Here is a 22,450-nt window from a genome sequence, read left to right on the forward strand (position 1 = left end):
GATCACTCCGGTGCGAAGGCCTGGCAGTACGTCTGCCACGGGTAGGACGCCGTGTCCGGGCCGAGAGCCTCCTGCACCGAGAACCCGGGTTCCGGGCCGACCATGAAGGCGACCAGGGCGACGGGGTTGCCCCCGTGCACGGGCGGCGCCGGTTCGGAGCCTCCGAACGACTTGGAGCACCCGATCTCCACCGAGGTCGACCAGAACGTCAGGTCGACGCTGATGACCAGCCGGGCCGACCCGGTCAGCATGTTCGGCACGTAGGTCATCGCGATGGTCAGTTCGACCGACACCGAGACCAGTCCGAGCACCCGGACCATGCCCCCGATCCGGAGGTAGCCGGTGATCTCGACGGCGCTGCCCTGCTTGGTGAACGTCACCCCGCCGAACACGTGCACCTCGCCCGAGGCCACCCCGAAGTCCATCGCGGCGCAGGCACCGAACTCGAGCGAACCGACGAACCGTTGGAGCCCACCGGAGTCGCCGGCCCCGATGGCCAGTTCGAGGTAGCCGCCGCCTCCGAACGCGGAGACCGCCACCAGGAAGGGCTGTTCGCGCGATGCGAAGGAGAACTCCACCAGCACCGGCTCGTTGACGAACGACAGGGTGATCGCGGCCTGCAGCCGGATGTTCCGCAAGGTGAAGGCGCCCATCGACAGCGGGCTCGGCACGGCCGCCGCGAACGTCGCCTTGATGGCCTTGTCCGAGACCTCGATCGCCGGGGCGGAGTCCCCCACCTGGGGCAGCGCCTGCTGCAGCTTCTGTACGAAGGCGAGGCTGCCGGTGAGCCGGGCGCCGCCGATCGAGAACGAGGTGGTGGGCAGGGCTCCGGTTTCGGCGTGGAACTTCAGTTCGCGGAAGTCCAGCTCGACCAGGGTGTCCTGCGGCGGGATGCTCAGCGTGAAGTTGCTGACTGTGCCGTCCGTGACCACCGGCGGCGGCCCGCCGTTCGCGGCGGCGGGCTTCGTCGTCACGGTGAGGCCGACCTGGCAGGTGGCACCCGGGGTCGGGGCGAACGGGCCCGACTGCTGGGTCAGTTCCTGCGCCCAGGTCAGTGTCGCGACGGGATGGTCGCCGCCCGACCATGTGATCGTCGGGCGGCCGTGCTCCGGCGAGATCCGGGAGATGAGCTCGCGGAGCGGGAAGACGCCCAGCAGGTTCGCGTCCGGGGGGAACAGCTCGGCCGGGTCGGTCGGGAGACGATCGGTGATCGGCCCCAGCGTCCGCGAGATCCGGTTGACGTTCATGTTCGGCGCGGCCACCACCCCGGCGCGGGCCGAGCCGAACTTCAACGGGAGCGTGTCGAACTTCAGGAGCACATCGGGGACTTCGGCCCCGGCCGGGGTCTGCAGCAGCTCGTCGGACAGCTGGGCGTTCAGGATCCCGTCCGCTCCCAGCAGCTGGCGCACGGCCGGCAGCATCACCTCGAGCCCGGTCACCACGGGGTGGAATCCGGGGCCGTCCGCGACGGGTTTGCCGCCGAAGGTCAGCGACCGTACGTGCTGGACGGCGCCGTCGAAGGCCTCGGTGGCGCTCTTCACCGCGACGGCCATGAACCGCCCGACCGACGCCCGAGGTCGCCCAGCCGCCGCGTCATGGACGGCGCCCGGCCCCTGGGCGTAGACGGCGTCGAGCTGGTCGGACCCGGCACCGGCGTGGAACAGCAGTGGCAACGCCATCTCCACGACGTCCCCGGCGGCCCGGGCATGCACCGAGAACAGCACCGGGGCGCCGCCGCGCGTCGGCCAGAACGTGGTGGTGTCCGCCGGCTGATCCAACCCGTCGACCATCAACGGCGCCAGCTCGACGTGCTGGAACGGGAATTGGCGCTCCGCGAGGTCGAAGTCGCGGGCCGGCTCGGTGATCACCAGTGACCGCGTCCCGCGCAGCACCGCCACCGGCGCGTCGCCGGACTCGAACCGGCGCTCGTACGTCTCGACGAAGGACGCCCGGTGGCCGAAGGGGAACAGCACGCCGGTTTCCAGCACGCGGACGTAGAAGTCCCGGCCCATGGCGGCGCGGTGCGTCCAGTCGAGCTCCCCGGCGTCCCCGCGCCAGCTGATGGAGCCGCCGAACCACGCCCCGGAGGCGCTGAGGATCAGCCGGTCCACCGCCATCGGCTGGCCCGGGTGCGCGGCCGCCTGCGCGTCGATCCTGTCGAAGAAACCGCCCAACGGGGTGCCACCCGCGAAGCCCGCGTCGCCGCCCAGCGGCAGCGTCCGCAGCGGGGACACGGACGCGTACGCACCGCCGTCGGCGAGCAGCCGGGTGTGCCACAGTTCCGTGACGCCGCCGGACCCCGTGGCCGGCGCGGCGCGGTGCACGCAGGTGGTGTCCGCCACCAGCCCGAGCAGCACCCGCCACGGAATCTCCAGCGTGCTGCCGTCGGCCGCCGTGCCGGGAACCGGTCGAAGCCGGCCCATCGCCGCGAGGAGACCGCTCCCGGACAGCGGAATCGGCCGGTCGTCCACCGGGAACTCCAGCCTGGAGGGCCCGGCCGGACGGGCTTCGCTGGACGACGACCCGGGCGGCGGCGCCGTTTCGGCGATGTGCTGCGCGGCGAACTCGACGACCAGCCGGCCGCCCGGCCCGGTGGACACCAGCTCGGGCCCGGCCGCTCCCTCCTGTTCGGCCAGACCGACCGCCGTGACGGTCACCCTCACGAGGTCCGGCGGTCGCAGCACCAGATAGGTCACCGGCTCGGTCATCGCTCATCCACCACCTTCCCGCCGCCCGGCGGCCGTCCCGTCCGCGAAGGTGAGCTCGCGCAGCAGCGCGCGGTCCGTGGGGGTAGCTGGGGCAGGAGGGGCCAGGAGGTCGTGCACCAGGCGCTCGGCAACGCGGAGTCTCACGAGGGCACGCCGCACCCCGAGCAGGAGGAAGGGGGTCGGCGGGGTCGAGCCGGGGCGCGGAACGCGGCCCTCGTGCGGGATCCGGAGGGCACAGACGGGCGACGCTCCGGATCGGATGCTTCGTTCACCCCCACACTACGCCGGTCGGGTGAAAAGCAACACCGTCCGTACTCGCCGCCGCCCTGACCGAGCGTCACCGCTCGCCGCCGCCGGAGCGTGACCGGCGGGGACACGGCCGGCGGGGACACGGCCGCCGGGCGGCGGGGTCGCGGGGTGGTGGGCCGGTAGCGTCGCGGGGCATGAGGATTCTGGTCACCGGCGGTGCCGGGTTCATCGGGTCGACGGTCGTCCGGGCGCTGGCGGCCGCGGGGCACGAGGTCCGGGTGCTGGACGCGCTGCTGCCCGCCGTGCATCCGTCCGGCGTGATGCCCGTGCTGCCGGACGGCGTGGAGGCGCGGCGCGGTGACGTGCGGGACGCGGCGGTGGTCGGGCGGGCGCTGGAGGGTGTGGACGCGGTCTGCCACCAGGCGGCGATGGTGGGGCTGGGGCTCGACCTCGACGACGCGCCGGACTACGCGGCCTGCAACGACCTCGGCACGGCCGTGCTGCTCGCCGCGATGGCGCGCTCGGGGGTGCGGCGCCTGGTGCTCGCCGGGTCGATGGTGGTCTACGGGGAGGGCCGGTACCGCTGCCCGGCGCACGGGGACGTCGCGCCCGGCCCGCGGCGCCCGGCGGCGCTGGACGCCGGCCGGTTCGAGCCGCCGTGCCCGCACTGCGGGGCCGAGCTGGGCCCCGGGCTGGTGGCGGAGGACGCGCCGGCCGACCCGCGCAACGTGTACGCGGCCACCAAGCTGGCCCAGGAGCACCTGGCCGCCGCCTGGGCCCGCGCCTGCGGCGGCCGCGTCCTGACGCTGCGCTACCACAACGTCTACGGGCCGGGCATGCCGCGCGACACCCCGTACGCCGGGGTCGCCTCGCTGTTCCGCTCGGCCCTGGCCCGCGGCGAGGCGCCCCGGGTGTTCGAGGACGGCGGGCAGCGCCGGGACTTCGTCCACGTCCGGGACGTCGCCGACGCCAACCTCGCCGCCCTCGCGGCGGTCGGCGACCGGCCGCCGGGCAGTGCCCGGGCCTACAACGTGGGCAGCGGCGACGTCCGGACGGTCGGGGCGATGGCCGAGGCGCTGGCCGCCGCCCACGGCGGGCCGGCGCCGGTGGTGACCGGCGAGTACCGGCTCGGCGACGTCCGGCACGTCACGGCGGACTCGTCCCGGCTGCGCGCCGAGCTCGGCTGGCGGCCGCGGGTGCCCTTCGCGGACGGCATGGTGGAGTTCGCGGCCGCGCCGCAGCGCGCCTGACGGCGAGTGCGGGAGGATCCCCCGAACGGCCCCACCCGGGCGGCCGCGGCACCCCCGCACGGGCGCGGTTCGGCCCCCTCGGCACCGGCCACCGTTAGCGTGACCGCCGTGACTCCTCCCCCTCCTCCCCCGTGGGCCGTCGACGTCGTGCTGCCCTGCCTCGACGAGGCCGCCGCACTGCCCTGGGTGCTCGCGCGGATCCCGGACGGCTGGCGGGCGATCGTCGTGGACAACGGCTCCCGGGACGGCTCCGCCGAGCTCGCCCGCTCCCTCGGCGCGACCGTGGTCGAGGAACCCCGGCGCGGCTTCGGCGCCGCCTGCCACGCCGGGCTGCGCGCCGCCACCGCCGACCTGGTCTGCTTCCTGGACTGCGACGGCTCGCTCGACCCCGCCCAACTCCCCCGGGTCACCGGCCCGGTGCTGGCCGGCGCCGCCGACCTGGTGCTCGGCCGGCGCCGACCGGCCACCGCCGGCGCCTGGCCCCCGCACGCCCGCCTCGCCAACGCCCTGCTCGCCCGCCGGCTGCGGGCCCGCACCGGCGCGCCGCTGCACGACCTCGGCCCGATGCGCGCCGCCCGCCGCGAACGGCTGCTGGCCCTGGGCCTCGGCGACCGGCGCTCCGGCTACCCGCTGGAGATGGTGCTCGCGGCCTCCGCCGCCGGGCTGCGGATCGCCGAGACCCCGGTGGACTACCTGCCGCGCGCGGGACGGTCCAAGGTCACCGGCACCGTGCGCGGCACCCGCCAGGCCGTCCGCGACATGCGGGCGGTGCTGGCCGCGCCGCCGCCCACCCTGCTGGTGATCGCCAAGGCGCCCGCCCCCGGCCGGGTGAAGACCCGCCTCACCCCGCCCTGCACCCCGGACCAGGCGGCGGACCTCGCCGGGGCCGCGCTCGCCGACACCCTGCACACCCTGGGCGCGATGCCCGCCGGGCGGCGCCTGCTGGTCCTGGACGGCGTTCCCGGCCGCTGGCTGCCGCCGGGCTGGGAGGTCGTCCCGCAGGGCGGCGGCGGCCTCGACCGGCGGCTGGCCGCCGCCTTCGCCGCCGCCGCCCGGCTGGCCCCGCGGGCCCCCGCGCTGCTGGTCGGCATGGACACCCCGCAGCTGGAGGCGGCCGCGCTGGCCGAACCGCTGTCCGCCGCCCGCCGCCCGGGCGTGGACGCCTGGTACGGCCCGGCGGCCGACGGCGGGTTCTGGGCGCTCGGCCTGGCCCGGCCGAGCGCGGAGCTGGCCGCCCGCCTCCTGCACGGCGTGCCGATGTCCACCCCGGGCACGGGCGCGGCGCTCCTGCGCCGCCTGGCGCAGGCCCGACTGACCGTCCACCACCTGCCCCGGCTCACCGACGTGGACACCATGGAGGACGCCCACCAGGTGGCCGCCGAGGCCCCCGGCAGCCGCTTCGCCGCGCGGCTGCGCGCCCTCGACTCCGCGCCGGAGGTGGCGAGTTGACGGTCGCCGCGGCCTGGGTGGACGACCCCTTCGCCGACGCCGTCCGGACCGGCCGGGGCCCGCTCTGGCTGCGCCGCGAGGACGGCCGGCGGCGGCGCCTGGACATCGAACGCTGGTGCGCGCCGGCGGCCGGCGCCGACCACAGCCTGCTGCTGCGCTGCGCCCGGCTGCGGGCGCCCGTCCTCGACCTCGGCTGCGGCCCCGGCCGGCTGGTGACCGCGCTGCTCGCCCTCGGCGTGCCCGTCCTCGGCGTGGACGTGACCGGGGCGGCCGTAGCCCGCACGGTGGGCCTCGGCGGCCCCGCGCTGTGCCGGTCCGTCTTCGACCGCCTGCCCGCCGAGGGCCGCTGGGGCGCCGCACTCCTCGCCGACGGCAACCTCGGGATCGGCGGCGACCCGGGCGCACTGCTCCGCCGCGGCGCCGAACTCATCGCCCCGGACGGGCAGTTGCTGGTCGAGGTGGAGCCACGGGAGGTCGAGGAGCGCGCCCTCGTCCGGGTGGAGGGGCCGGACGGCCGGCTCGGCCCGGCCTTCCCCTGGGCCCGGCTGGGCACCGCCGCCGCCCTGCGGCGGGCCCGCGCCGCGGGTCTCGTCGAGGCGGAACGCTGGACCTCGTACGGCCGCCGCTTCCTCGCGCTGCGCAAGGCCTGAGCCGCCGGTCCGCGTGCGGGCGGGCCGGCGGCCCGGCCGCTACTCCGGCTCCGCGGCCCGCCAGTGCGGGTGCTCGCGCTCGGCCCACCGCCGTTCGACCAGCCCGGTCCGCATGCCCAGCCGCGCCTCGCGGTCCCGCCAGGCCATCCGGACGTGCCCGGCGACGACGACGGCGATGGCGGCGGCCAGCCAGTCGTGCACGAAGGTCGCACCGGTGCGCCAGGACGCCGGGGCGAGGTGGGTGAGCCACATCAGCAGCCCGGTGCCGACGATCACCAGGATCGCGCCTAGCGTCCACTGCGCGTACAGCTTCTGCCCCGCGTTGAACTTGCCGGCCGGCCGGTGCGCGGCCCGGCCGCGGACGGCCCGCAGCCACTGCCGGTCCACCGCGGTGAAGCGGCTCAGCCGGACGAAGTCCGCCCGCAGGTCGCGGAAGGCGAGGCCGAGCAGCAGCGGCACCGGCAGCGCCAGGCCGCACCACACGTGCACGGTGACCACCAGCGGCCGGTTGCCGACCAGTTCGGCGAGCGGCGCGACGTAGAGGCAGGCGGCCGTGGCGAGGCAGACGCCCATCAGTGCGGCGGTCGTGCGGTGCACCCAGCGCTCGGCGCGGGAGAAGCGCAGGACCAGGTCAGCTCGTCGGCGCATCGTCCCTCCCGTTCGACCGGCCGACCCAGGCGTCGACGTCGTAGCCGTTGCGCTCCCAGTAGCCCGGCTCGACCGCTCCGGTGACGGTGATGCCCGAGAGCCACTTCGCCGACTTGTAGAAGTACATCGGCGCGACGTACAGCCGCACCGGCCCGCCGTGGCTGTGCGAGATCGCGTCGTCCCGCATCCGCAGCGCGACCAGCACGTCGTCCCGCCGGGCCTGCTCCAGGGTGAGGCTCTCGGTGTACGCGCCGTCGAAGCAGCTGAAGCGGACGGCCTTCGCCCCCGGCCGCACCCCGGCGGCGTCCAGGAGGTGGGCCAGCGGCACGCCCTCGAACGGGGTGTCCGGCACCCGCCAGCCGGTGACGCACTGCACGTCCTTGACCAGCCGCCGCTGCGGCATCGCCCGCAGATCGGCGAGCCGGTGGGTGCCGGGGCGCTCCACCAACCCGTCGACGGTGAGGGTGTAGTCGGCCTCGGTCCGCTCGGGGACGGAGGTCACCACCGAGTAGTAGCGGAAGCCGTTGTTGCCGGGCAGCAGCCCGGACAGGCCGATCGGGTCCCGTTCCGCGAGCGCCGACTCGGCCCGCTGCAGGTACGGCCCGGCGGCCACGCCGGCGGCCCCGAGGCCGAGCAGGCCGAGCACGACCCGGCGCCCGACCGGGGTGCCCCGGCTCTCGTCGTCTGTTCTGTCCACCCGACGATTCGAGCAGGTCGGGGCGGGTGTCGGCCAGGGCCGGGGGCGTTCTTTCAGACTTTCGTCATCTCCGGGCGCATCTCGTGTCCGGGCCGGGCCGGTGCCGTGCGCAGCAGCCGGCGCAGTGCCGGGACGGCGAGCACGCAGGCCAGGGCGGCTCCGTACGCGGCGCGTTGGGCGTCCTCGCCGCCCGTCAGGTAGAGCACCTGGCCGGCGGCGGGCACCGCCAGCCACTCCCACCGGCCGTCCAGGGCGACCAGGGCCACCACCAGCAGGCCGTACCAGGGGTAGCTCGGCGCGACGACCAGCAGCGCGGTGCCGGTGACCAGGAGCGCGCCCCGCCAGGGCCGGCGGGGGTCGCCCCGGCGCAGCACCCACAGCGCCACCGCGGCGAGCAGCAGGGCGGCGGCCCCCGGGGTCCACGCGTCGGGGAGCAGCGCCCGGAGCAGGCCGAAGCGTTCGAGGTGCCCCTGCTCGTAGCCCTCCTCCCGGAGGTATCCGGGCAGGTAGCCGAGGACGCCGACGCCGGAGGCGGCGACGTACGGCAGGTAGGCCGCCGCGAAGGTCGCGAGGGCCGTGGCGAGCAGGACCAGGTCGTGCCGCCGAGGCCGCCGGGCGAACAGCCCGGACAGCGCTCCGGGCAGGGCGAGGGCCGGCAGCAGTTTGGTGGCGACGGCCGCGCCGAGCAGGGCGCCGCCGGGGCCGGCCCGGCGGCGGGCCGCGCAGGCCAGCCCGGCCGTCATCAGGAGCGCGCCGAGGGTGTCGACGTGCGCGTCGTTGACCGCCCACACCGTGATGCCCGGGCACCAGCCCCACAGCGCGGCCCGCCGCCGCTGCCGGCCTCCCGCGGCGAGCAGGACGCCGGTGGTGGCGACCGCCAGCAGCGCGCCGCCCGCCTGCGCGCCGCGCACGCCGCCGCCGAAGGGGTGCGCGGCGAGGAACCAGGCCTCGGCGACGGGCGGGTAGATGGTGTGCACGGCGGGCCGGTTGATCCGGGTGCAGTCGCCCGCCGCGGTGCGCCGCTCGTCCCAGGCCGTGCAGCCGTCGCCGGCCGGGAACAGGCCAGGGTCGCGCAGCCGGGCCAGCGCCGGGTCGTCCGGGGCGTGCGCGTACGGGGAGATGCCGGCCGCCTGGACCCGGCCGTCCCACACGTACCGGTAGGCGTCGTCGCTGGTGCGCGGCGGCGCCAGCAGCCCGGCCGCGGCGACCAGGGCGCTGCCGGCCAGCACCAGCGGCGCCACCCGGCGGTCGTCCACCCCGCGCAGCAGGAGCAGGGCGAGCGCGAAGAGGGCGGCGTCGAGGGCGTACCAGCCGTACAGCGGCGGCCGGTCGGCGAGCGTCCCGCCGCCGGTCACGGTCAGCGCGAGGGCCGTGACCAGGGCGGCGAGGACGAGCGCGCAGGGGAGGACGGTCCGGGCGGGCATGCGGGCGGGCCGGGCCGGGTCAGTGGCCCGGGACGCCGGGGAGGCCGGTGGTGAGGCCGTCCAGCGCGTGCGAGCAGGGGCAGTCCCGGTCGGCGGGCAGGGCCTCCAGGGCCTTGAACAGCACGGTGCGCAGCCGGTCGACGTTGCGGGCGAAGACCTCCAGCACCTCGGCGTGGGTGACGCCCTCGCCCGACTCCACCCCGGCGTCCAGGTCGGTGACCAGCGCCAACGAGGTGTAGCAGAGCCCGAGTTCGCGGGCGAGGACGGCTTCGGGGTGGCCGGTCATGCCGACCACGGACCAGCCGTTGGCGGTGAACCAGCGGGACTCGGCGCGGGTGGAGAAGCGCGGGCCCTCGATCACCACCAGCGTGCCGCCGTCCACCGGCTCCCAGGCCGCGGCGCGGGCGGCGTCGAGGGCGGCCCGCCGCCCGGTGGGGCAGTACGGGTCGGCCATCGACACGTGCACGACCTCGGGGACGGTGCCGTCCGGCAGCGGCAGGCCGTCGTAGTAGGTCTGCGCCCGGCCCGAGGTGCGGTCGACGAACTGGTCCGGCACCACCAGCGTCCCCGGCCCGTACGCGGGGCGCAGCCCGCCGACCGCGCACGGCCCGAACACCTGGCGCACGCCCAGCGAGTGCAGCGCCCACAGGTTGGCCCGGTAGTTGATCCGGTGCGGCGGCAGGCCGTGGCCGCGCCCGTGCCGGGGCAGGAAGGCGATCCGGCGGCCGGCGGCCTCGCCGAGGAACAGCGCGTCGCTCGGCGGCCCGTACGGGGTGTCGACCCGCACCTCGGTCACCTCGTCGAGCAGGGCGTAGAGCCCCGAGCCGCCGATCACGCCCAGCTCGGCCTGTGCGGAGTCCCGACGAACCGTCATCTGTACCACCTCTCTTGGAAGGAATGCCCCGGCTGATGCACGAGCCCTTCGAGCCCTACCCCGCAGGCCCCGGTCCTACGATTCGCCGTCCTACGATTCGCCGCCGTCCTCGCCCGACCCCCGCGCCGGTCCCGATCGGCCGGCCCGGCGGAGCCGGAGGGCCAGGGCGAGGGCGGACGCGCCGAACAGGGCCCCGGTGACGGCGAGCCAGCGGCCCAGGTAGACGCCCTCCGACAGCCCGGTGGCGCCCGGGTAGGGCACCGAGAGGTCGAGGACGAGCGGGAACCAGACGAGCAGCAGCAGGCCCGACAGGAAGGCCGGCACCCGCAGGTGGTTGATCCAGGGCACGGCCGGTGCCGGCCCGCGCCGCCGGCGCAGCACGGACCGGGCCGAGAGGTCGGCGAGCGAGTAGAGCGGGAGCAGGAGCAGGTCGTGGGCGACGGCCGCGCCGACGAACCAGACCGCCACCGCGAGGGGGCGTTCGGCCAGCAGGCGCTGGACGGCGAAGCCGGTGAGGGCGAGGGAGGCGAGGAGCGCGAGCAGGTGCAGCGGGCCGGCGCCGTACCAGCGGGTGAGGGGGGTGCGTCGGTTCATCGTCCGTCCCGGTCGTGAGGTGCTCGTGCGTCAGGCCCTGAAGGTCAGCCGGTGGACCCACTTCGTGTTGTTCACCCCCGGGTTGGCCGGGACGATGACGCGGGCGGGGTACCCGTGGTCGAGCGCGAGGTCGACCCCGTTGACGTGCAGGGCGAGCAGCGAGCGCGGGTCGCGGATCTGGTTGCCGCGCAGCACCACGGAGGCGTACGGGCCGGGCGGCTGGACGGAGTCCACCAGCACGCTCGCCGCGTCCGGGAGCCCGGCCAGGGCGGCGAGGTCGGCGAGGCGCAGTCCGCTCCAGTGCTGGTCCCCGGTGGACCAGCCCTCCACGCAGGCGATCGGCAGCCGGGCCGCGTGCTGGGCCATCGCGAGCAGGTCCTCCCGGGTGAAGGACCGCACCGGTCCGGCGCCGTGCAGCTCCAACCGCCAGTCGGGGCCCACCATCGCCGCGGTGATGCCGACCGCGGCGGCGGTCTTGTTGACCTGGAAGCCGTTGGGCCCGTCCGCCGGGGCCCGGTTGTGCGGTGCCAGCAGCGCGGTGGCGCGCAGCCGGCCGCCGATGCTCTGCCCGGCGGTGACCACGAACAGGGCCAGCGAGCCCGCGCCGACCAGGGCGAGCGCGCCGCGCCGGGCGATCGTCGGCGGGGCGGGTGCGACGGCCACCAGGCCGTCCGCGTCCGGCGGTTCGGGCCGGGTGTCGGCGAGGCCGGTGCGCAGCTCGCCGAGCAGGGAGCGCGACCCGAGCGCGCGGACCATCCGGCCGAGCCGCAGCGCGACGTGGACGGCGAACGCGGCGATGAACACCCACGCCCCGTAGAAGTGCAGGGTGTAGAAGGAGCCCGGGAAGACGTAGTGGAGCTGGATGTTGAGGATCCCGGTGGCGAACTCGAAGACGGCGCCGCCGACGAGCATCAGCAGCGACAGCCGTTCCAGGGCGTGGGCGGCGCTGCGCGCCGGTGGCCACTCGAACAGCTTCGGGATCACCGACCACAGCTTGGCCAGCAGGACCGGGACGAGGACGACGCCGAGCGTCACGTGCACGCCCTGGACCAGCCGGTAGAGCCAGGCCGGGCGGGTGGGCCAGTCGAAGAGGTAGAAGCCCAGCCAACCCTTGTCCGGCGTCTGGTCGTTCAGCGGGCCGAGGTCGGGGTTGTAGGCGGCGTAGGACAGCGCGCCGGTCACGAACAGGACGGGGATGCCGACCAGCAGCACCAGCCCGAACACCGAGGTCAGCCACGGCCCGCGGATCGGGCTGCGCCAGAAGCCGGGCCGGAACGGTCCGGGCGGCGCGGGCGCCCGCCGGAGCCGGGCAGCGACCGCCGACAGCCGGGCACCGGCCGCCGTACGGGCTCGCGCGGCGGCCCGCGCGGCGTCGCGTCCGAGGCGGCGCGACGCGTCGGCGGCCCGCCGGGGCCGGCTCCGAGGCGATCCACCACCGCGCCGACCCATGACCACCGACCGCCTCCCACCGCCCAGGAACCCGTGGCGCGCGTCCCCGGCCGGAGCTGCGCCGCGCGGCCGGGGAAGGGCCGACTGGCCGGCGCCCGCCGGACAGCCAACCACCGGCGGCGCGGCGGCCCCGCCGCCACCACACCGGACCGGCGCCACGATCACCCGTACGGATGACCCCTCCTTTCAGCGCGTGGTGACGGGGATCACAGCGGGTTTCGCGCGGGCACCGAAATGCGGGGGCGGCCGCAGTGGTTGGCACGGGCAACCGTTTCCGTCCCGGCGCACACCGCCGCGGCACCCCGCAAGGAATCCGCTCATGACCGTCACCGAGTCCTCCGCCTCCCGCGCGGCCGAGATCCTGTCCCGGCCCGTCGCGATCAACGGACTGACCGTGCCCAACCGCATCGCGATGGCGCCGATGACCCGCATGTTCTCCCCCGGCGGCGTGCCCGGCGAGGACGTGCGCTCGTACTACGCCCGCCGCGCGGCCGCGGGCGTCGGCCTGATCGTCACCGAGGGGACGTACGTCGGGCACGAGTCCGCCGGGCAGAGCGACGCCGTCCCGCGCTTCCACGGCGAGGAGCAGCTGGCCGGGTGGGCCCGGGTCGCCGAGGACGTCCACGCGGCGGGCGGCACCATCGTGCCGCAGCTGTGGCACATCGGCATGGTGCGCAAGCAGGGCGACCCGCCGTTCGCGGACGCCCCCGCGGTCGGCCCGTCCGGCATCCGGCTGGACGGCACCGAGGGCACCGGGCGGGCGATGACCCGGGCCGACCTGGACGCCGTCATCGGCGCGTTCGCCGAGGCGGCCGCGGCCGCCGAGCGGATCGGCTTCGACGGCGTCGAGCTGCACGGCGCCCACGGCTACCTGCTGGACCAGTTCCTCTGGGCGGGCACCAACCGCCGCACCGACGCCTACGGCGGCGACGCGGTCGCCCGGACGAAGTTCACGGCCGAGCTCGTCGCCGCGGTGCGCGCGGCCGTGTCCCCCGAGTTCCCGGTGATCTTCCGCTACTCGCAGTGGAAGTCGGAGAACTACGAGGCCCGCCTCGCCGAGACCCCGCAGGAGCTGGAGGCGATCCTGACCCCGCTCGCCGAGGCCGGCGTCGACGCCTTTCACGCCTCGACCCGCCGCTACTGGGTCCCCGAGTTCGACGGCTCGGACCTCAACCTGGCCGGCTGGACCAGGAAGCTCACCGGCCGCCCGGCGATCACCGTCGGCTCGGTCGGCCTGGACGGCGACTTCATCCGTGCCTTCGCGGGCGAGGGCGCCCCGGTCGGGGCCCTGGACAACCTGCTCGACCGGCTGGAGCGCGACGAGTTCGACCTGGTCGCGGTCGGCCGCGCGCTCCTGCAGGACCCGCAGTGGGCGGAGAAGGTCCTCGCCGGCCGGTTCGCCGACCTGCGCCCGTACGACGCCGCCGCGGTCCGCACCCTGAGCTGATCGCCCCCGGACAGCCGGAGGCCCCGAGGCCCCGGCCGCCCGCGCCCGACGTGGCGCCGGCGGCCGGGGCCTCGGCCGTCCGTCGCCGATCGCTTCCAATCTGTGACATGGCCCCGTCTAGTTCGTTCGCGTCCCGGTGTGGTGGGATGTGCGCTCACGGGGTGACGACTGCAGACGGGGGTTGTGCGGTGCGAAGTGGACGGCTGAGGGAACTGGGCGGCGACGCGGCGGGCCTGGTCGCGGTGGGACTGGTCCGGCTGGGCGCGCGCGAACAGCTGGGCGCGACGGGCCGGTCCCCGGCCTGGGTCGGCGGGCTGCGGGCGGCTTCGTTCGCGGACGCCTGGCTGGCGTTCGGCGACGCGCCGGGGCCCGGGCTGCGGGTGCCCGCGCCCACCGCGCTGCGCACCGTCACGGAACGGGCCGCCGAGCTGGTGCTCCGCTCCTGCGGCGAGGACGGCCCGACCGCGCTGGAACGGCTGGGACGGCAGGCGACGGACAGCCGCGAGCGGGCCCGCCGGGACGGCGTGACGCACCCGGCCGAGCCCTGCGCGCTGACCCTGGTCTGGCACGGCGTCCAGGCGCTGGCCGCCGAGGACGGGCCGTCCCACGACCGCCGCATCGAGGAGCGCAGCGAGGCCTACGTGCGGGAGCGGCACCGCCGCCAGGACGCCCTGGCGCTCGTGCTGTGCTGCGCCCGGATCGCCGCCGCCGCACTGGTCGAGCTGAGCGAGGGCGATCCGGCGCGGGTGGACGCGTGGCTGGAGCAGGAGGCGGCCCACGCGATGCCCCGCACCGGCCCCGTGCCGCTGTGGGTGCCGGGGCGGCCCTGGCAGCCCGCCGGCTGACGGCCCGGCGCGCGGCCCGGCGGGCGGTCGGGCGGGCGGTCGGGCCGGGGCCGCCGTCCGGTCGTGGACGCAGGGCCGAACGCACGCCCGGCCGCGGCCTCCCCCGCCCGAACGGGTTTCCCACGAGCCATTGAGGACAGGGCGTTCCCGCCCCTACACTCGCGCCCGTCCGTGACCTCGTGTCGCGGCTCCCCCACGTCCCGGAGTCGTTCGATCCGACCCGGGCCGGGCCGAGCATGTCCCCCAACCATCCCTCGTGGAGGACTACTTGAAGGCTCCATCGATACGCCGGCTGCTCCTGGCGGGGGTGAGCAGCCTGGCCCTCGCGGCCTCCGGCGCGCTCGCCGTCCCCACGGTCAGCAGCGCCGCCGCCTACCCGGTGGTGCATCCCACGCTCGCCGACTACGCCCAGGTGTCGGCCGGCACCACGCCCCCCACCCAGGCGCAGTGTGCGTCGGCGGGCCGGCGCTGCTTCAGCCCGCAGGCGGTCAGGGCCGCCTACAACCTGGGCCCGCTGTACACAGACGGCTTCGACGGCCGGGGCCAGACGATCGCCGTCTTCGACTCGTACGGCAGCGACACGATGGCGCACGACCTGCACGTCTTCGACCAGGCCTTCGGCGTCACCGCGATGTGCGGCGAGGAGGGCGTGACCTGCCAGCCGGGCATGCCGACCTTCAGCACCTTGCACGTCCAGGGCTCGCCGGGCACCACCGCGCCGCCGTCCACCAGCCAGGGCACCGGCCAGGAGGACAAGTCCGCCTGGGCACTGGAGGTCGCGCTCGACGTCGAGACCGCGCACGCGATGGCCCCCGGCGCCAACATCCTGCTGGTCAGCACGCCCACCGCCGAGACGCTCGGGGTCCAGGGCTTCCCCGCGCTGATGGACGCCGAGCAGTACGTGGTCGACCACCACCTGGCGAACGTCATCTCGCAGTCCTTCGCCTCCGCCGAGGGCGCGTTCGCCAGCGCCCAGTCGATCGAGCCGCTGCGGCACGCCTTCAAGTCGGCGGCCCTGAACGGCGTCACCGTGCTCGGCTCCTCCGGCGACAACGGCACGGCCGGCTCGACGAAGACCCCGGTCAAGTCCGGCGGCACCACCCTCCCGTACCCCTCGGTGGAGTGGCCGGCCTCCGACCCGCTGGTGACCGGCGTCGGCGGCACGTACCTGTGCACCGACCCGAACGCGACCGCCGGCCGGGTCGCCGACAGCACCGACAACCCGTCCAAGTGCCAGGCCAACCCCGGTGCGGCCGAGGTCGGTTGGACCTTCGCCGGCGGCGGCTTCAGCCGGGTCTTCGACAAGCCCGGCTACCAGTCCGCGCTGCCCGCCGGCTCCACCCCGATCGGCGCCAAGCGCGGCGTCCCGGACGTGGCCCTGCAGGCCGCCCCCGGCACCGGCGCGCTGGTCTACGTGTCGCTCCCGCCGGACGGCAACTCCGGCCTCAACTGCGGCGCCACGCCGTGCAGCACGGGCTGGTACGACATCGGCGGCACCTCGCTGTCCTGCCCGGAGTGGGCCGGCCTGGTCTCGATCGCCGACCAGATCAACGGCGGCGGCCTCGGCCCGATCAACCCGGCCCTGTACAAGCTGGGCGCCGACCCGGCCACGTACGCGGCCGACTTCAACGACGTGACCATCGGCAACAACACCGCCGACCCGACCGTGCCCGGCTACTCCGCCACCACCGGCTGGGACCCGATCACCGGCCTCGGCACGCCCAACGCGGCGAAGCTGCTGCCCGACCTGGTCAGCGCCGCCCGTACGAGCTGACCTCGCGAGCTGACCGCACGAGCTGACCGCGCGCAACACCGGAGGGCCCGCTGCACCCGCAGCGGGGCCCTCCGGCCGTCCCGGGCTCCGGGTCCCGGGCTCCCGGTCCCGGACCGGCTACCTGAACAGGCGGTCGCCGCTGGTGGCCATCCGGTGGGTGGCGCCGTGCCGGTTCACCCAGTCGCGGACGAGGTTGACGGCGTTGGCGCACTGCCAGCTGTTGTCGTACTCGCGCACGCCGGTGAAGGCGCCGTAGCCCGCGATGATGCCGTCCACCTTCGCGTCGCCCAGCAGCTTGTCGACGTACCACGGGTCGTTGTAGGTGGTCGTCCAGGACAGCGTCGCCGCGAGCCGTCCGCCGGCGCGGTCGTCGGCCCCCTTCTTCAGTTCGGCGCAGGTGTTCCAGGTGGCTTCCGTGCAGTTGCCGAACCCCTTGGTGATGTCGGTGTCGCCGTAGTCCATCGCCCGGTGGCCGGCGGGGATCCCGGAGCCGGAGCGGTCGAAGGCGCTGCGGACCTGGTCCCGGGTCCCGGTCGTGGTCATGCCCTCCAGGCTGCCGAGCTTGCCCTCCAGGCTCTTCCACCCCCGGCCGCCGACGTCCGGGGTGCTGCCGCCGTGGTACTCGTAGAAGCCGTAGAGCACCTGGATCCCGGCGGCCGTCAGCCGCTGCGCCTTGTCGTGCAGTCCGGCGACGCTGCACCCGCGGTTCTGCTGCTCCCCGCAGTAGTTCGGGTCCTTGATGTCCAGCCAGACCAGCGACAGCCGGCGCCCCGCGTGCGCGTTGGAGACGATCCGGTCGATCATGCTGTCGAAGCTCGGGCCCAGCCGGTTGTCGCCGGCCGAGGAACAGTCGTGGTAGGCGCGCCACTCGTTCGGGTTCCACCAGGCGCAGACGTCGATCTCGATGCCGTTGGCACCGTGGCTGAGCGCCGCGTCCACGCCGTCCAGGGTGTCAACCCGGTGCGCGATGGCGTAGACCGGGTGGCGCTGATCGGCCGCTGCCGCCGGGGTCGCGCCGAGCGCGGTGGCCCCGACGATCCCGCACAACGCCGCCGTCAGCGCCGACAGCGTCCGGCGGCCGGCGCCGCGCCTGAGGTGAGTGGTCAAGGAAGGCACTCCTTCTTCTCGGTCTTCCGCGCCGGTGGCCCGACACGGAAAGACGATTTCACCAACTGCGCTTGGCCACATGGTAAATGAGTGATGGTCAGGCTGCCTGCGGGGCGGGTCGCCGCCCGTCCGCGGCGCACGGCCCGGCGACGGCGTCCCGCTCGCGCAGCCGCTCCAGCAGGGCCACGAGCTCGGCGTTCCGGCCGGTGGCCATCAGGTAGATCATCATGAGGTCGCCGGAGAACGCGGCCACCGGGTCGGTGAATCCGACCGGCTTGTTCTTCTCGAAGACGAAGTGCCCACTCCAGGCGAAGCCGAAGAACGCGGCCGGCACCCCCCACAGCAGGCGGGCCCGGCGCCGCCCCACGGCCGTCACCGCCACCCCGACCGCGGCGGCCATCCCCGCCACGTGCATCCAGCGGCTGGTCTCGTTCGTGTGGCCGCGCATGTAGTCCTCGAAGCGCTGGTCGAACTCCCTCATGGTGCTACCTCGTCTCTGTGGTGGTCGGGTGTTCCGTGGTGGTCGGGTGTTCCGTGGTAATCGGGTGCGGGGTCCGGACGGGGCAGGCCGCCGCCCCCGCCTCGTAGGCCTCCCGGTAGACCTGGGCGACGCTGACATCCGGCTCGAAGCGGGCGCCGAACCGGAGCTGGTACTGGTGGAACAGCTCGGGATCGTGGTGGAGGAAGAGCACGTCGTGCAGCGCCATGTTGCGCATGGCGAGCATCGGGACGGGCGAGCGGGAGACCGGGAACTCGGGGTTGCGCGCCGCGGGCTCCGGGCAGTCGGGGTGGAACTGGCCCAACATCAGTCCGTCGCCGGCCAGTTCCGCCTTCAGCTCGGCCTGCACCGCGTCCAGGAGGTGCCCGTGCGACCGGGGGAGGTCGGGGAGCACCAGGATCAGGCAGTGGATCACGGGGTTGCTGCGCGCCCACTGCGCGGTGCGGAAGGTCCGGGCCATCTCCCGTACGAGGGAACGCAGTTCGGCGCCGCCGGCGGTCGCCAGGCCGGTCCGGGTGTGGAGGCGCACCGTACCGCCGCGGGCGGCGGGCAGCATGAACGGGCAGACCGCACCGTCCCGGCCGAGTTCCGGGTGCGGGCGGCAGACGTAGTCCGCCAGCCAGCGCACCGCCTCGGCCTGCGGTGCGTCCACGGCGGGCAGCAGCTCGGCGATGTCCGGCGGCGTGCTGCTCATCGCGGCCCACCGCCCGCCGGCCGCCCGTCGCCCGGCCGCGCCTCGAACACGCCGGCGCCGGCCGCTAGCCGCGTCACCCGTACGGTGCCGAAGCCCGCCTCGTGCAGCAGCCCGGTCACCTCCTCGCGGGTCCGCTCCCGGCCGCCGCCGAACAGCGACATCATGTAGAGGTCCATCACCGCGCCCCAGCGGTCGCCGCCGGCCGGGTCGGCGCCCGCCAGGTGGTCGACCACCACCAGCCGGGCCTCCGGACCCATCGCGGCACGGCAGTTGCGCAGAAGCGCCCGGCACGCGTCGTCGTCCCAGTCGTGCAGGATGTGCCGCAGCAGGTACCGGTCGGCGCCCGGCGGCAGCGGCGCGAAGAAGTCGCCCGCCACCAGCTCGCAGCGCGCGCCGAGGCCCGTCCCGGCCAGCCTGCGGGCGGCCGGCTCCAGGGCCTCGGCCAGGTCGACCAGCACTCCGCGCAGCTCGGGGTGGGCGGCCAGCAGCCCGGTCAGCAGGGCGGCGTCCCCGCCGCCGACGTCGACCACGGTCAGCGCCCCGGAGAAGTCGACCGCGTCCAGTACCGCCGCCAACTCCAGGGCGAGGCCGGTCTCCTGGGAGCGGTCGAAGACCGAGCGCAGCGCGGGGTCGGCGCCGAGCCGGCTGAAGAAGTCCTCGCCGAAGGCCTCGGGGAAGCCGGGCCGCCCGGTGCGGACGGACTCGGTCAGCCGCTCCCAGGCGGGGGCCACGGCCCGCGCGACCAGCAGCGCGGTGGGGAGCGCGGAGGCCGGGGCGTCGGTGCGCAACGCCGCCCCGAGCGGGGTGAGTTCGAAGAACTCCCCGGGCCGACCGGCCTGGACGGCCTCGCCGGACGGCCCGGACGACCCGGACGACCCGGACGACCCGGACGACCCGGACGACCCCGACTGCCCGGACGTGGCCCGCAGCGCCCCGAAGGCCGCCAGGGCGTGCAGCAGGCGGGTCAGCAGCGCGGGGTCGGCGCCGGCCCGGTCGGCCAGTTCCGCGGCGGGCAGCGGCCGTTCGGCCAGCGCGTCGGCGAGGCCGAGTTCGGCCATCGCGCACAGGGCGCGCGAGCGGAGGTGTCCGTAGATCAGCTCGCGCATCCGCAGGGCGTGCCGGGCCTGCTCGGCGTCGGGCAGGGCGACGTGGGCCGGCGGCCGCGTGGTGGCGGCGGTCATGAGAGCGCTCCGGTGCAGGTGTCCGCCACGGTGTCAACGGTGTTCCGGCCGCGGTCCGGTGTCTCGCCGACCTCGACGAGCAGCCCGCCGCGCGGCACCAGCGCCGGAATGCCGCCGTACCGGGGGCGGGTGGTGAGCAGGGTGAGTTCGGTGCGCTGGGCCAGCCGGGCCAGCATCGCGGGCAGCACGGCTCCGGCGAGGCCGGCGCCGATGCAGCGGTGGGCGCCGTAGCCGTACGGGAGGTACTCCATGGGCGTGGGGGCGCGGTGGCCCTCGCGCGCCGGGTCCCAGCGCTCGGGCCGGAACGCGTCCGGTTCGTCCCAGGCCTCGGGTGAGCGGTGGGTGATGTACTCGCTGATCGCGACCAGGGAGCCCGCCGGGATCAGGTGGCCGCGGAAGCGGAACGCCTTGCGGCAGCGGCGCGGGCTCAGCACCACCGGCGGATGCAGCCGCAGGCTCTCGTGCACCACCCGCACGGTGTGGGGCAGCCTGCGGACGTCGGCGGGGGTGGCCGGCGCGTCCCCCAGGACCTCGTCGGCCTCGGCCCGGATCCGCTGCCAGACGCCCTCGTGGGAAAGGGAGTTGTAGACCGCCCAGCCGATCGCGGAACCCACCGGGTCGTAGCCGGCGATCAGGGCGCTGACGACCATGTCGCGGATCTCGCGGTCCGTCATCGCGGCCCCGCCCTCGGCCAGCATCACCGAGATCAGGTCCTCCCCCGCCGGGCCGCCCGTGCGGCGCCGGCGGATCTCGGCGTAGATGCGGTCCTCGACGGCGGCGACCGCCGCCACCGCCCGGCGGCGCGGTCGGCCGGGCAGTCGCCAGGCCACCAGCTGCTTGGGGAGCGGGTAGTCCATCAGTTCGTGGATCTCGTCCAACCTGGCGATCAGGAAGGGGGCTTGGGCGGCGAGGCGGTCGCCGCAGAACATCCGCAGCATCGCGCCGCGCAGCGCCTCGCGCAGCTCCCCGTGGATGTCCAGCCGCTGCCCGGGCCGCCAGCCGTCGACGGCCCGGTCGAGGGCGGCCAGGATCATCCGGGTGCTCTCCGCCACCCCGGCGCGGTGGAAGGAGGGTTGCGCCTTGCGCTTGCGGCGGTCGTGCGGTTCGCCGTCGGTGACGACCAGGGCGGTCTCCCCGGCGATCGGCCGCAGGATGTCGTAGGCGCCGGTGAAGACGAAGTTGTCGGGATTGCGCAGGACCAGGGCGTTGGCCTGCGGGCCGAGCAGGAAGTGGGTGCGGGTGGGGCCGAACCCGAAGACGCTGACCTCCCCGTAGCCGTCCCTCAGGTGCTCCAGCCCTTCGGGCAGGGACTGCTGGAAGGCTCGTCCGGCGCGGAACACCTGGGCGGGCGTGCGCGGTCCTGGAATCCTGGGCATGCGGAACTCTCCTCCGGTCTGTCGGCAACGGTCGGGGGTGCGGGGGTGGGTCAGCTGTCGGTCGGCGCGGCCGGCGCGGCCGGCGCCGTCATCTGCCGCGAGTCGAGGGCCAGCAGGTCGCTGCCGAACAGCAGCAGGGCGCCCAGCGCCACCGCGCAGACGGAGGCGACGTCGAAGGCGTCCAGCAGCAGCACCGCGACCAGGTAGCCGGTCGACAGCAGCATGTCGCGCTTGAGCACCGCGTTGGCCGTCGCCGCGTCCGGGGCCCCGACCATGGCCCGGCACTGCCGGAACGCGGCCACCACCAGGGGCAGCGCGAACAGGGTGCGCGGCGGCAGCGCCCCGCCGGCCACGAACAGGGCGAGCGACAGGTAGCCGGTCAGCGTGGCCGCCATGGCGACCCGCGCGGCGGCCTCCCGGGTGGCGAACACCGTCGCCGAGGTCCGCAGCCCGGCCGCGCGGTCGCCCTCGACGTCGGGCAGGTTCTTGATCATGCCCTTGGGCACGAACCAGAGGATCAGGAAGGCCGGCACCGCCCACGCGGCCCCGCTCGGCATCCGCACCCCGGTGCCGAAGTAGCCGAGCAGGTACGGCCCGAAGACGGCCAGGCTCATGCCGACCGGCCCGAGCCAGGGGCGGGCCTTGAGCCGCAGCGGCCGGAACGAGTACTGGAGCGCCCCCGCCAGGGCCAGCGCCATCGGGACCAGGTAGGCGACGCCGTACAGCGGCGCCAGCGCGAGCAGGGCGAGCACCATGGCGTGGCCGGCCGCCAGCATCCGCCGCGGCCCGACGAGCAGCACCAGCCAGACCCGCGAGGGCAGGTTGCGGCTGTCCTCGGCCAGGTCGGTGTAGGCGTTGTAGACATTGGCCAGCAGGCCGTAGACCACGCTCATCAGCAGCCCGAGGAAGAACTGCCAGGTCGCCGCGCCGCCGCCCCGGGCCCAGCCCCAGGCGAAGCCGAGCAGCCCCGGGACGCACGTCCGGGGCCGCCCGAGCATGACCAGCACGCGCAGCCCGGCGGCCCACCCGAGGTGGCCCGGCGAACGGCGCACGGCCGCCTCCCGCTGTTCGGGATCGAGCGCGGCGAGCTCGGCCTGGCCGACGGGCGGGGCCGGCTCGCTGATCGTGGTCGGTGACATCAGGTCCCTCGCTCAGTCCAGCGCCCGTCCACCGGCGGTGGGTCCGGGCGTGCGGTCATGTCCGTTCAAGGCCTTCGGCTTGCCGTGGCGGGCCGGGGCGGCCGTGCGGGGCCCGGACGGCCGTGGGGCGGCGGAGGTGCGGCCGTTCCGGGGCCGTCCGGCGCCGCGTTCTCCCGGCACCGCAGACGCTAGGCCGGTCCGAGAGGCAGTCTCAATGCGCCTTTGTTGGCATCCGGGCTGTATCCGGCAGCTGTATCCGGCGGCCCGCCCCGGCGTCGCCACCGCCCGGGCCGGCACCGGGCTTCCCGTCCGCGTGCAACGTTTCGCGCCGCCCGCGACGTCAAAGAGAGGGAGGGCCGCGCGAAGGGCGCACCGACCGCGCGAGGGGGGCCGGCG

Annotated in this window: 19 protein-coding genes and 1 pseudogene; 7 read left to right on the forward strand and 13 right to left on the reverse strand. The window is 75.7% G+C overall.

Annotated elements, in window-relative coordinates; all coding sequences use genetic code 11:
* Window positions 1-2: 2 nt before the first annotated feature.
* Window positions 3-2,708 (reverse strand): hypothetical protein, encoded by a 2,706-nt coding sequence (locus tag AB2U05_RS02105; RefSeq protein ID WP_369182237.1) that lies wholly within the window; start codon window positions 2,706-2,708, stop codon window positions 3-5.
* 443 nt (window positions 2,709-3,151) lie between these two features.
* On the opposite strand from AB2U05_RS02105, the gene AB2U05_RS02110 reads away from it, so the two are divergent.
* The 4 genes and pseudogenes from AB2U05_RS02110 to AB2U05_RS02125 all read left to right on the forward strand — a co-directional run bounded on the left by AB2U05_RS02110 (window position 3,152) and on the right by AB2U05_RS02125 (window position 6,306).
* Entirely contained in the window at window positions 3,152-4,207 is a 1,056-nt protein-coding gene (locus tag AB2U05_RS02110) for an NAD-dependent epimerase/dehydratase family protein (RefSeq protein WP_369182238.1), read from the forward strand.
* A gap of 108 nt (window positions 4,208-4,315) precedes the next feature.
* A pseudogene (locus AB2U05_RS02115) lies at window positions 4,316-4,993 on the forward strand (glycosyltransferase family 2 protein); the annotation flags it as partial.
* 135 nt (window positions 4,994-5,128) lie between these two features.
* Complete coding sequence (locus tag AB2U05_RS02120) at window positions 5,129-5,656, forward strand: DUF2064 domain-containing protein (RefSeq protein WP_369185876.1); 528 nt, start codon at window positions 5,129-5,131, stop codon at window positions 5,654-5,656.
* Window positions 5,653-6,306 (forward strand): class I SAM-dependent methyltransferase, encoded by a 654-nt coding sequence (locus AB2U05_RS02125; protein WP_045694093.1) that lies wholly within the window; start codon window positions 5,653-5,655, stop codon window positions 6,304-6,306. The genes AB2U05_RS02120 and AB2U05_RS02125 overlap by 4 nt, the downstream gene beginning before the upstream one ends.
* Before the next feature lie 39 nt (window positions 6,307-6,345).
* Here the strand turns inward: AB2U05_RS02125 and AB2U05_RS02130 are convergent, their stop codons facing one another.
* From AB2U05_RS02130 to AB2U05_RS02155, 6 genes are all read right to left on the reverse strand, one after another.
* Window positions 6,346-6,954, reverse strand: a complete 609-nt coding sequence (locus tag AB2U05_RS02130; protein WP_045694095.1) for a cytochrome b/b6 domain-containing protein — start codon at window positions 6,952-6,954, stop codon at window positions 6,346-6,348.
* Window positions 6,938-7,651, reverse strand: coding sequence for a molybdopterin-dependent oxidoreductase (locus AB2U05_RS02135; RefSeq protein WP_045694097.1), 714 nt, complete (start codon window positions 7,649-7,651; stop codon window positions 6,938-6,940). The genes AB2U05_RS02130 and AB2U05_RS02135 overlap by 17 nt, the downstream gene beginning before the upstream one ends.
* 53 nt (window positions 7,652-7,704) lie before the next feature.
* Window positions 7,705-9,075 (reverse strand): glycosyltransferase 87 family protein, encoded by a 1,371-nt coding sequence (locus tag AB2U05_RS02140; protein ID WP_369182239.1) that lies wholly within the window; start codon window positions 9,073-9,075, stop codon window positions 7,705-7,707.
* A gap of 19 nt (window positions 9,076-9,094) precedes the next feature.
* Window positions 9,095-9,949: an S-methyl-5'-thioadenosine phosphorylase gene (locus tag AB2U05_RS02145; RefSeq protein ID WP_045711338.1), complete on the reverse strand. Its 855-nt coding sequence runs from the start codon at window positions 9,947-9,949 to the stop codon at window positions 9,095-9,097.
* A gap of 90 nt (window positions 9,950-10,039) precedes the next feature.
* Window positions 10,040-10,543 (reverse strand): hypothetical protein, encoded by a 504-nt coding sequence (locus AB2U05_RS02150; RefSeq protein WP_045711339.1) that lies wholly within the window; start codon window positions 10,541-10,543, stop codon window positions 10,040-10,042.
* A gap of 30 nt (window positions 10,544-10,573) precedes the next feature.
* The gene (locus AB2U05_RS02155) at window positions 10,574-11,869 is read right to left on the reverse strand and encodes a molybdopterin-dependent oxidoreductase (RefSeq protein ID WP_369185877.1); all 1,296 of its coding nucleotides are present in this window, start codon (window positions 11,867-11,869) and stop codon (window positions 10,574-10,576) included.
* A 442-nt stretch (window positions 11,870-12,311) separates the two neighbouring features.
* On the opposite strand from AB2U05_RS02155, the gene AB2U05_RS02160 reads away from it, so the two are divergent.
* From AB2U05_RS02160 to AB2U05_RS02170, 3 genes are all read left to right on the forward strand, one after another.
* On the forward strand, window positions 12,312-13,439 hold the full coding sequence (locus tag AB2U05_RS02160; protein WP_045694104.1) for an NADH:flavin oxidoreductase: 1,128 nt from the start codon (window positions 12,312-12,314) through the stop codon (window positions 13,437-13,439).
* A 188-nt stretch (window positions 13,440-13,627) separates the two neighbouring features.
* Window positions 13,628-14,284: a hypothetical protein gene (locus AB2U05_RS02165; protein WP_369182240.1), complete on the forward strand. Its 657-nt coding sequence runs from the start codon at window positions 13,628-13,630 to the stop codon at window positions 14,282-14,284.
* Between the two features lie 256 nt (window positions 14,285-14,540).
* Window positions 14,541-16,058, forward strand: a complete 1,518-nt coding sequence (locus AB2U05_RS02170) for a hypothetical protein (protein ID WP_369182241.1) — start codon at window positions 14,541-14,543, stop codon at window positions 16,056-16,058.
* 117 nt (window positions 16,059-16,175) lie between these two features.
* Here the strand turns inward: AB2U05_RS02170 and AB2U05_RS02175 are convergent, their stop codons facing one another.
* From AB2U05_RS02175 to AB2U05_RS02200, 6 genes are all read right to left on the reverse strand, one after another.
* Window positions 16,176-17,165, reverse strand: coding sequence for a phospholipase (locus AB2U05_RS02175; protein WP_369182242.1), 990 nt, complete (start codon window positions 17,163-17,165; stop codon window positions 16,176-16,178).
* Between the two features lie 97 nt (window positions 17,166-17,262).
* Window positions 17,263-17,646 carry a DUF962 domain-containing protein gene (locus tag AB2U05_RS02180; protein ID WP_052707239.1) on the reverse strand — a complete coding sequence of 128 codons (384 nt, stop codon included), beginning with the start codon at window positions 17,644-17,646 and terminating at the stop codon, window positions 17,263-17,265.
* A gap of 4 nt (window positions 17,647-17,650) precedes the next feature.
* Window positions 17,651-18,358, reverse strand: coding sequence for a DUF6875 domain-containing protein (locus AB2U05_RS02185; RefSeq protein WP_369182243.1), 708 nt, complete (start codon window positions 18,356-18,358; stop codon window positions 17,651-17,653).
* Entirely contained in the window at window positions 18,355-19,539 is a 1,185-nt protein-coding gene (locus AB2U05_RS02190) for a methyltransferase (RefSeq protein ID WP_369182244.1), read from the reverse strand. The genes AB2U05_RS02185 and AB2U05_RS02190 overlap by 4 nt, the downstream gene beginning before the upstream one ends.
* Window positions 19,536-20,915, reverse strand: a complete 1,380-nt coding sequence (locus AB2U05_RS02195; RefSeq protein ID WP_369182245.1) for a cytochrome P450 — start codon at window positions 20,913-20,915, stop codon at window positions 19,536-19,538. The genes AB2U05_RS02190 and AB2U05_RS02195 overlap by 4 nt, the downstream gene beginning before the upstream one ends.
* A gap of 50 nt (window positions 20,916-20,965) precedes the next feature.
* A complete protein-coding gene (locus tag AB2U05_RS02200) occupies window positions 20,966-22,054 on the reverse strand; it encodes a UbiA family prenyltransferase (RefSeq protein WP_369182246.1) in 1,089 nt (362 codons plus the stop codon).
* Window positions 22,055-22,450 lie beyond the last annotated feature (396 nt).

Origin of the sequence: Streptomyces sp. Y1 (assembly GCF_041053115.1) — a bacterium.
In the GTDB taxonomy this organism is placed as follows: Bacteria; Actinomycetota; Actinomycetes; order Streptomycetales; family Streptomycetaceae; genus Kitasatospora; species Kitasatospora rubellomurina.

Bases quoted from the DNA above. Each gene is read 5' to 3' on its own strand.
- AB2U05_RS02195 (WP_369182245.1), bottom strand. From the start codon at position 20,915: ATGCCCAGGATTCCAGGACCGCGCACGCCCGCCCAGGTGTTCCGCGCC.
- AB2U05_RS02145 (WP_045711338.1), bottom strand. From the start codon at position 9,949: ATGACGGTTCGTCGGGACTCCGCACAGGCCGAGCTGGGCGTGATCGGC.
- AB2U05_RS02180 (WP_052707239.1), bottom strand. From the start codon at position 17,646: ATGAGGGAGTTCGACCAGCGCTTCGAGGACTACATGCGCGGCCACACG.
- AB2U05_RS02150 (WP_045711339.1), bottom strand. From the start codon at position 10,543: ATGAACCGACGCACCCCCCTCACCCGCTGGTACGGCGCCGGCCCGCTG.
- AB2U05_RS02120 (WP_369185876.1), top strand. From the start codon at position 5,129: ATGCCCGCCGGGCGGCGCCTGCTGGTCCTGGACGGCGTTCCCGGCCGC.
- AB2U05_RS02130 (WP_045694095.1), bottom strand. From the start codon at position 6,954: ATGCGCCGACGAGCTGACCTGGTCCTGCGCTTCTCCCGCGCCGAGCGC.
- AB2U05_RS02200 (WP_369182246.1), bottom strand. From the start codon at position 22,054: ATGTCACCGACCACGATCAGCGAGCCGGCCCCGCCCGTCGGCCAGGCC.
- AB2U05_RS02185 (WP_369182243.1), bottom strand. From the start codon at position 18,358: ATGAGCAGCACGCCGCCGGACATCGCCGAGCTGCTGCCCGCCGTGGAC.
- AB2U05_RS02160 (WP_045694104.1), top strand. From the start codon at position 12,312: ATGACCGTCACCGAGTCCTCCGCCTCCCGCGCGGCCGAGATCCTGTCC.
- AB2U05_RS02110 (WP_369182238.1), top strand. From the start codon at position 3,152: ATGAGGATTCTGGTCACCGGCGGTGCCGGGTTCATCGGGTCGACGGTC.
- AB2U05_RS02190 (WP_369182244.1), bottom strand. From the start codon at position 19,539: ATGACCGCCGCCACCACGCGGCCGCCGGCCCACGTCGCCCTGCCCGAC.
- AB2U05_RS02105 (WP_369182237.1), bottom strand. From the start codon at position 2,708: ATGACCGAGCCGGTGACCTATCTGGTGCTGCGACCGCCGGACCTCGTG.
- AB2U05_RS02140 (WP_369182239.1), bottom strand. From the start codon at position 9,075: ATGCCCGCCCGGACCGTCCTCCCCTGCGCGCTCGTCCTCGCCGCCCTG.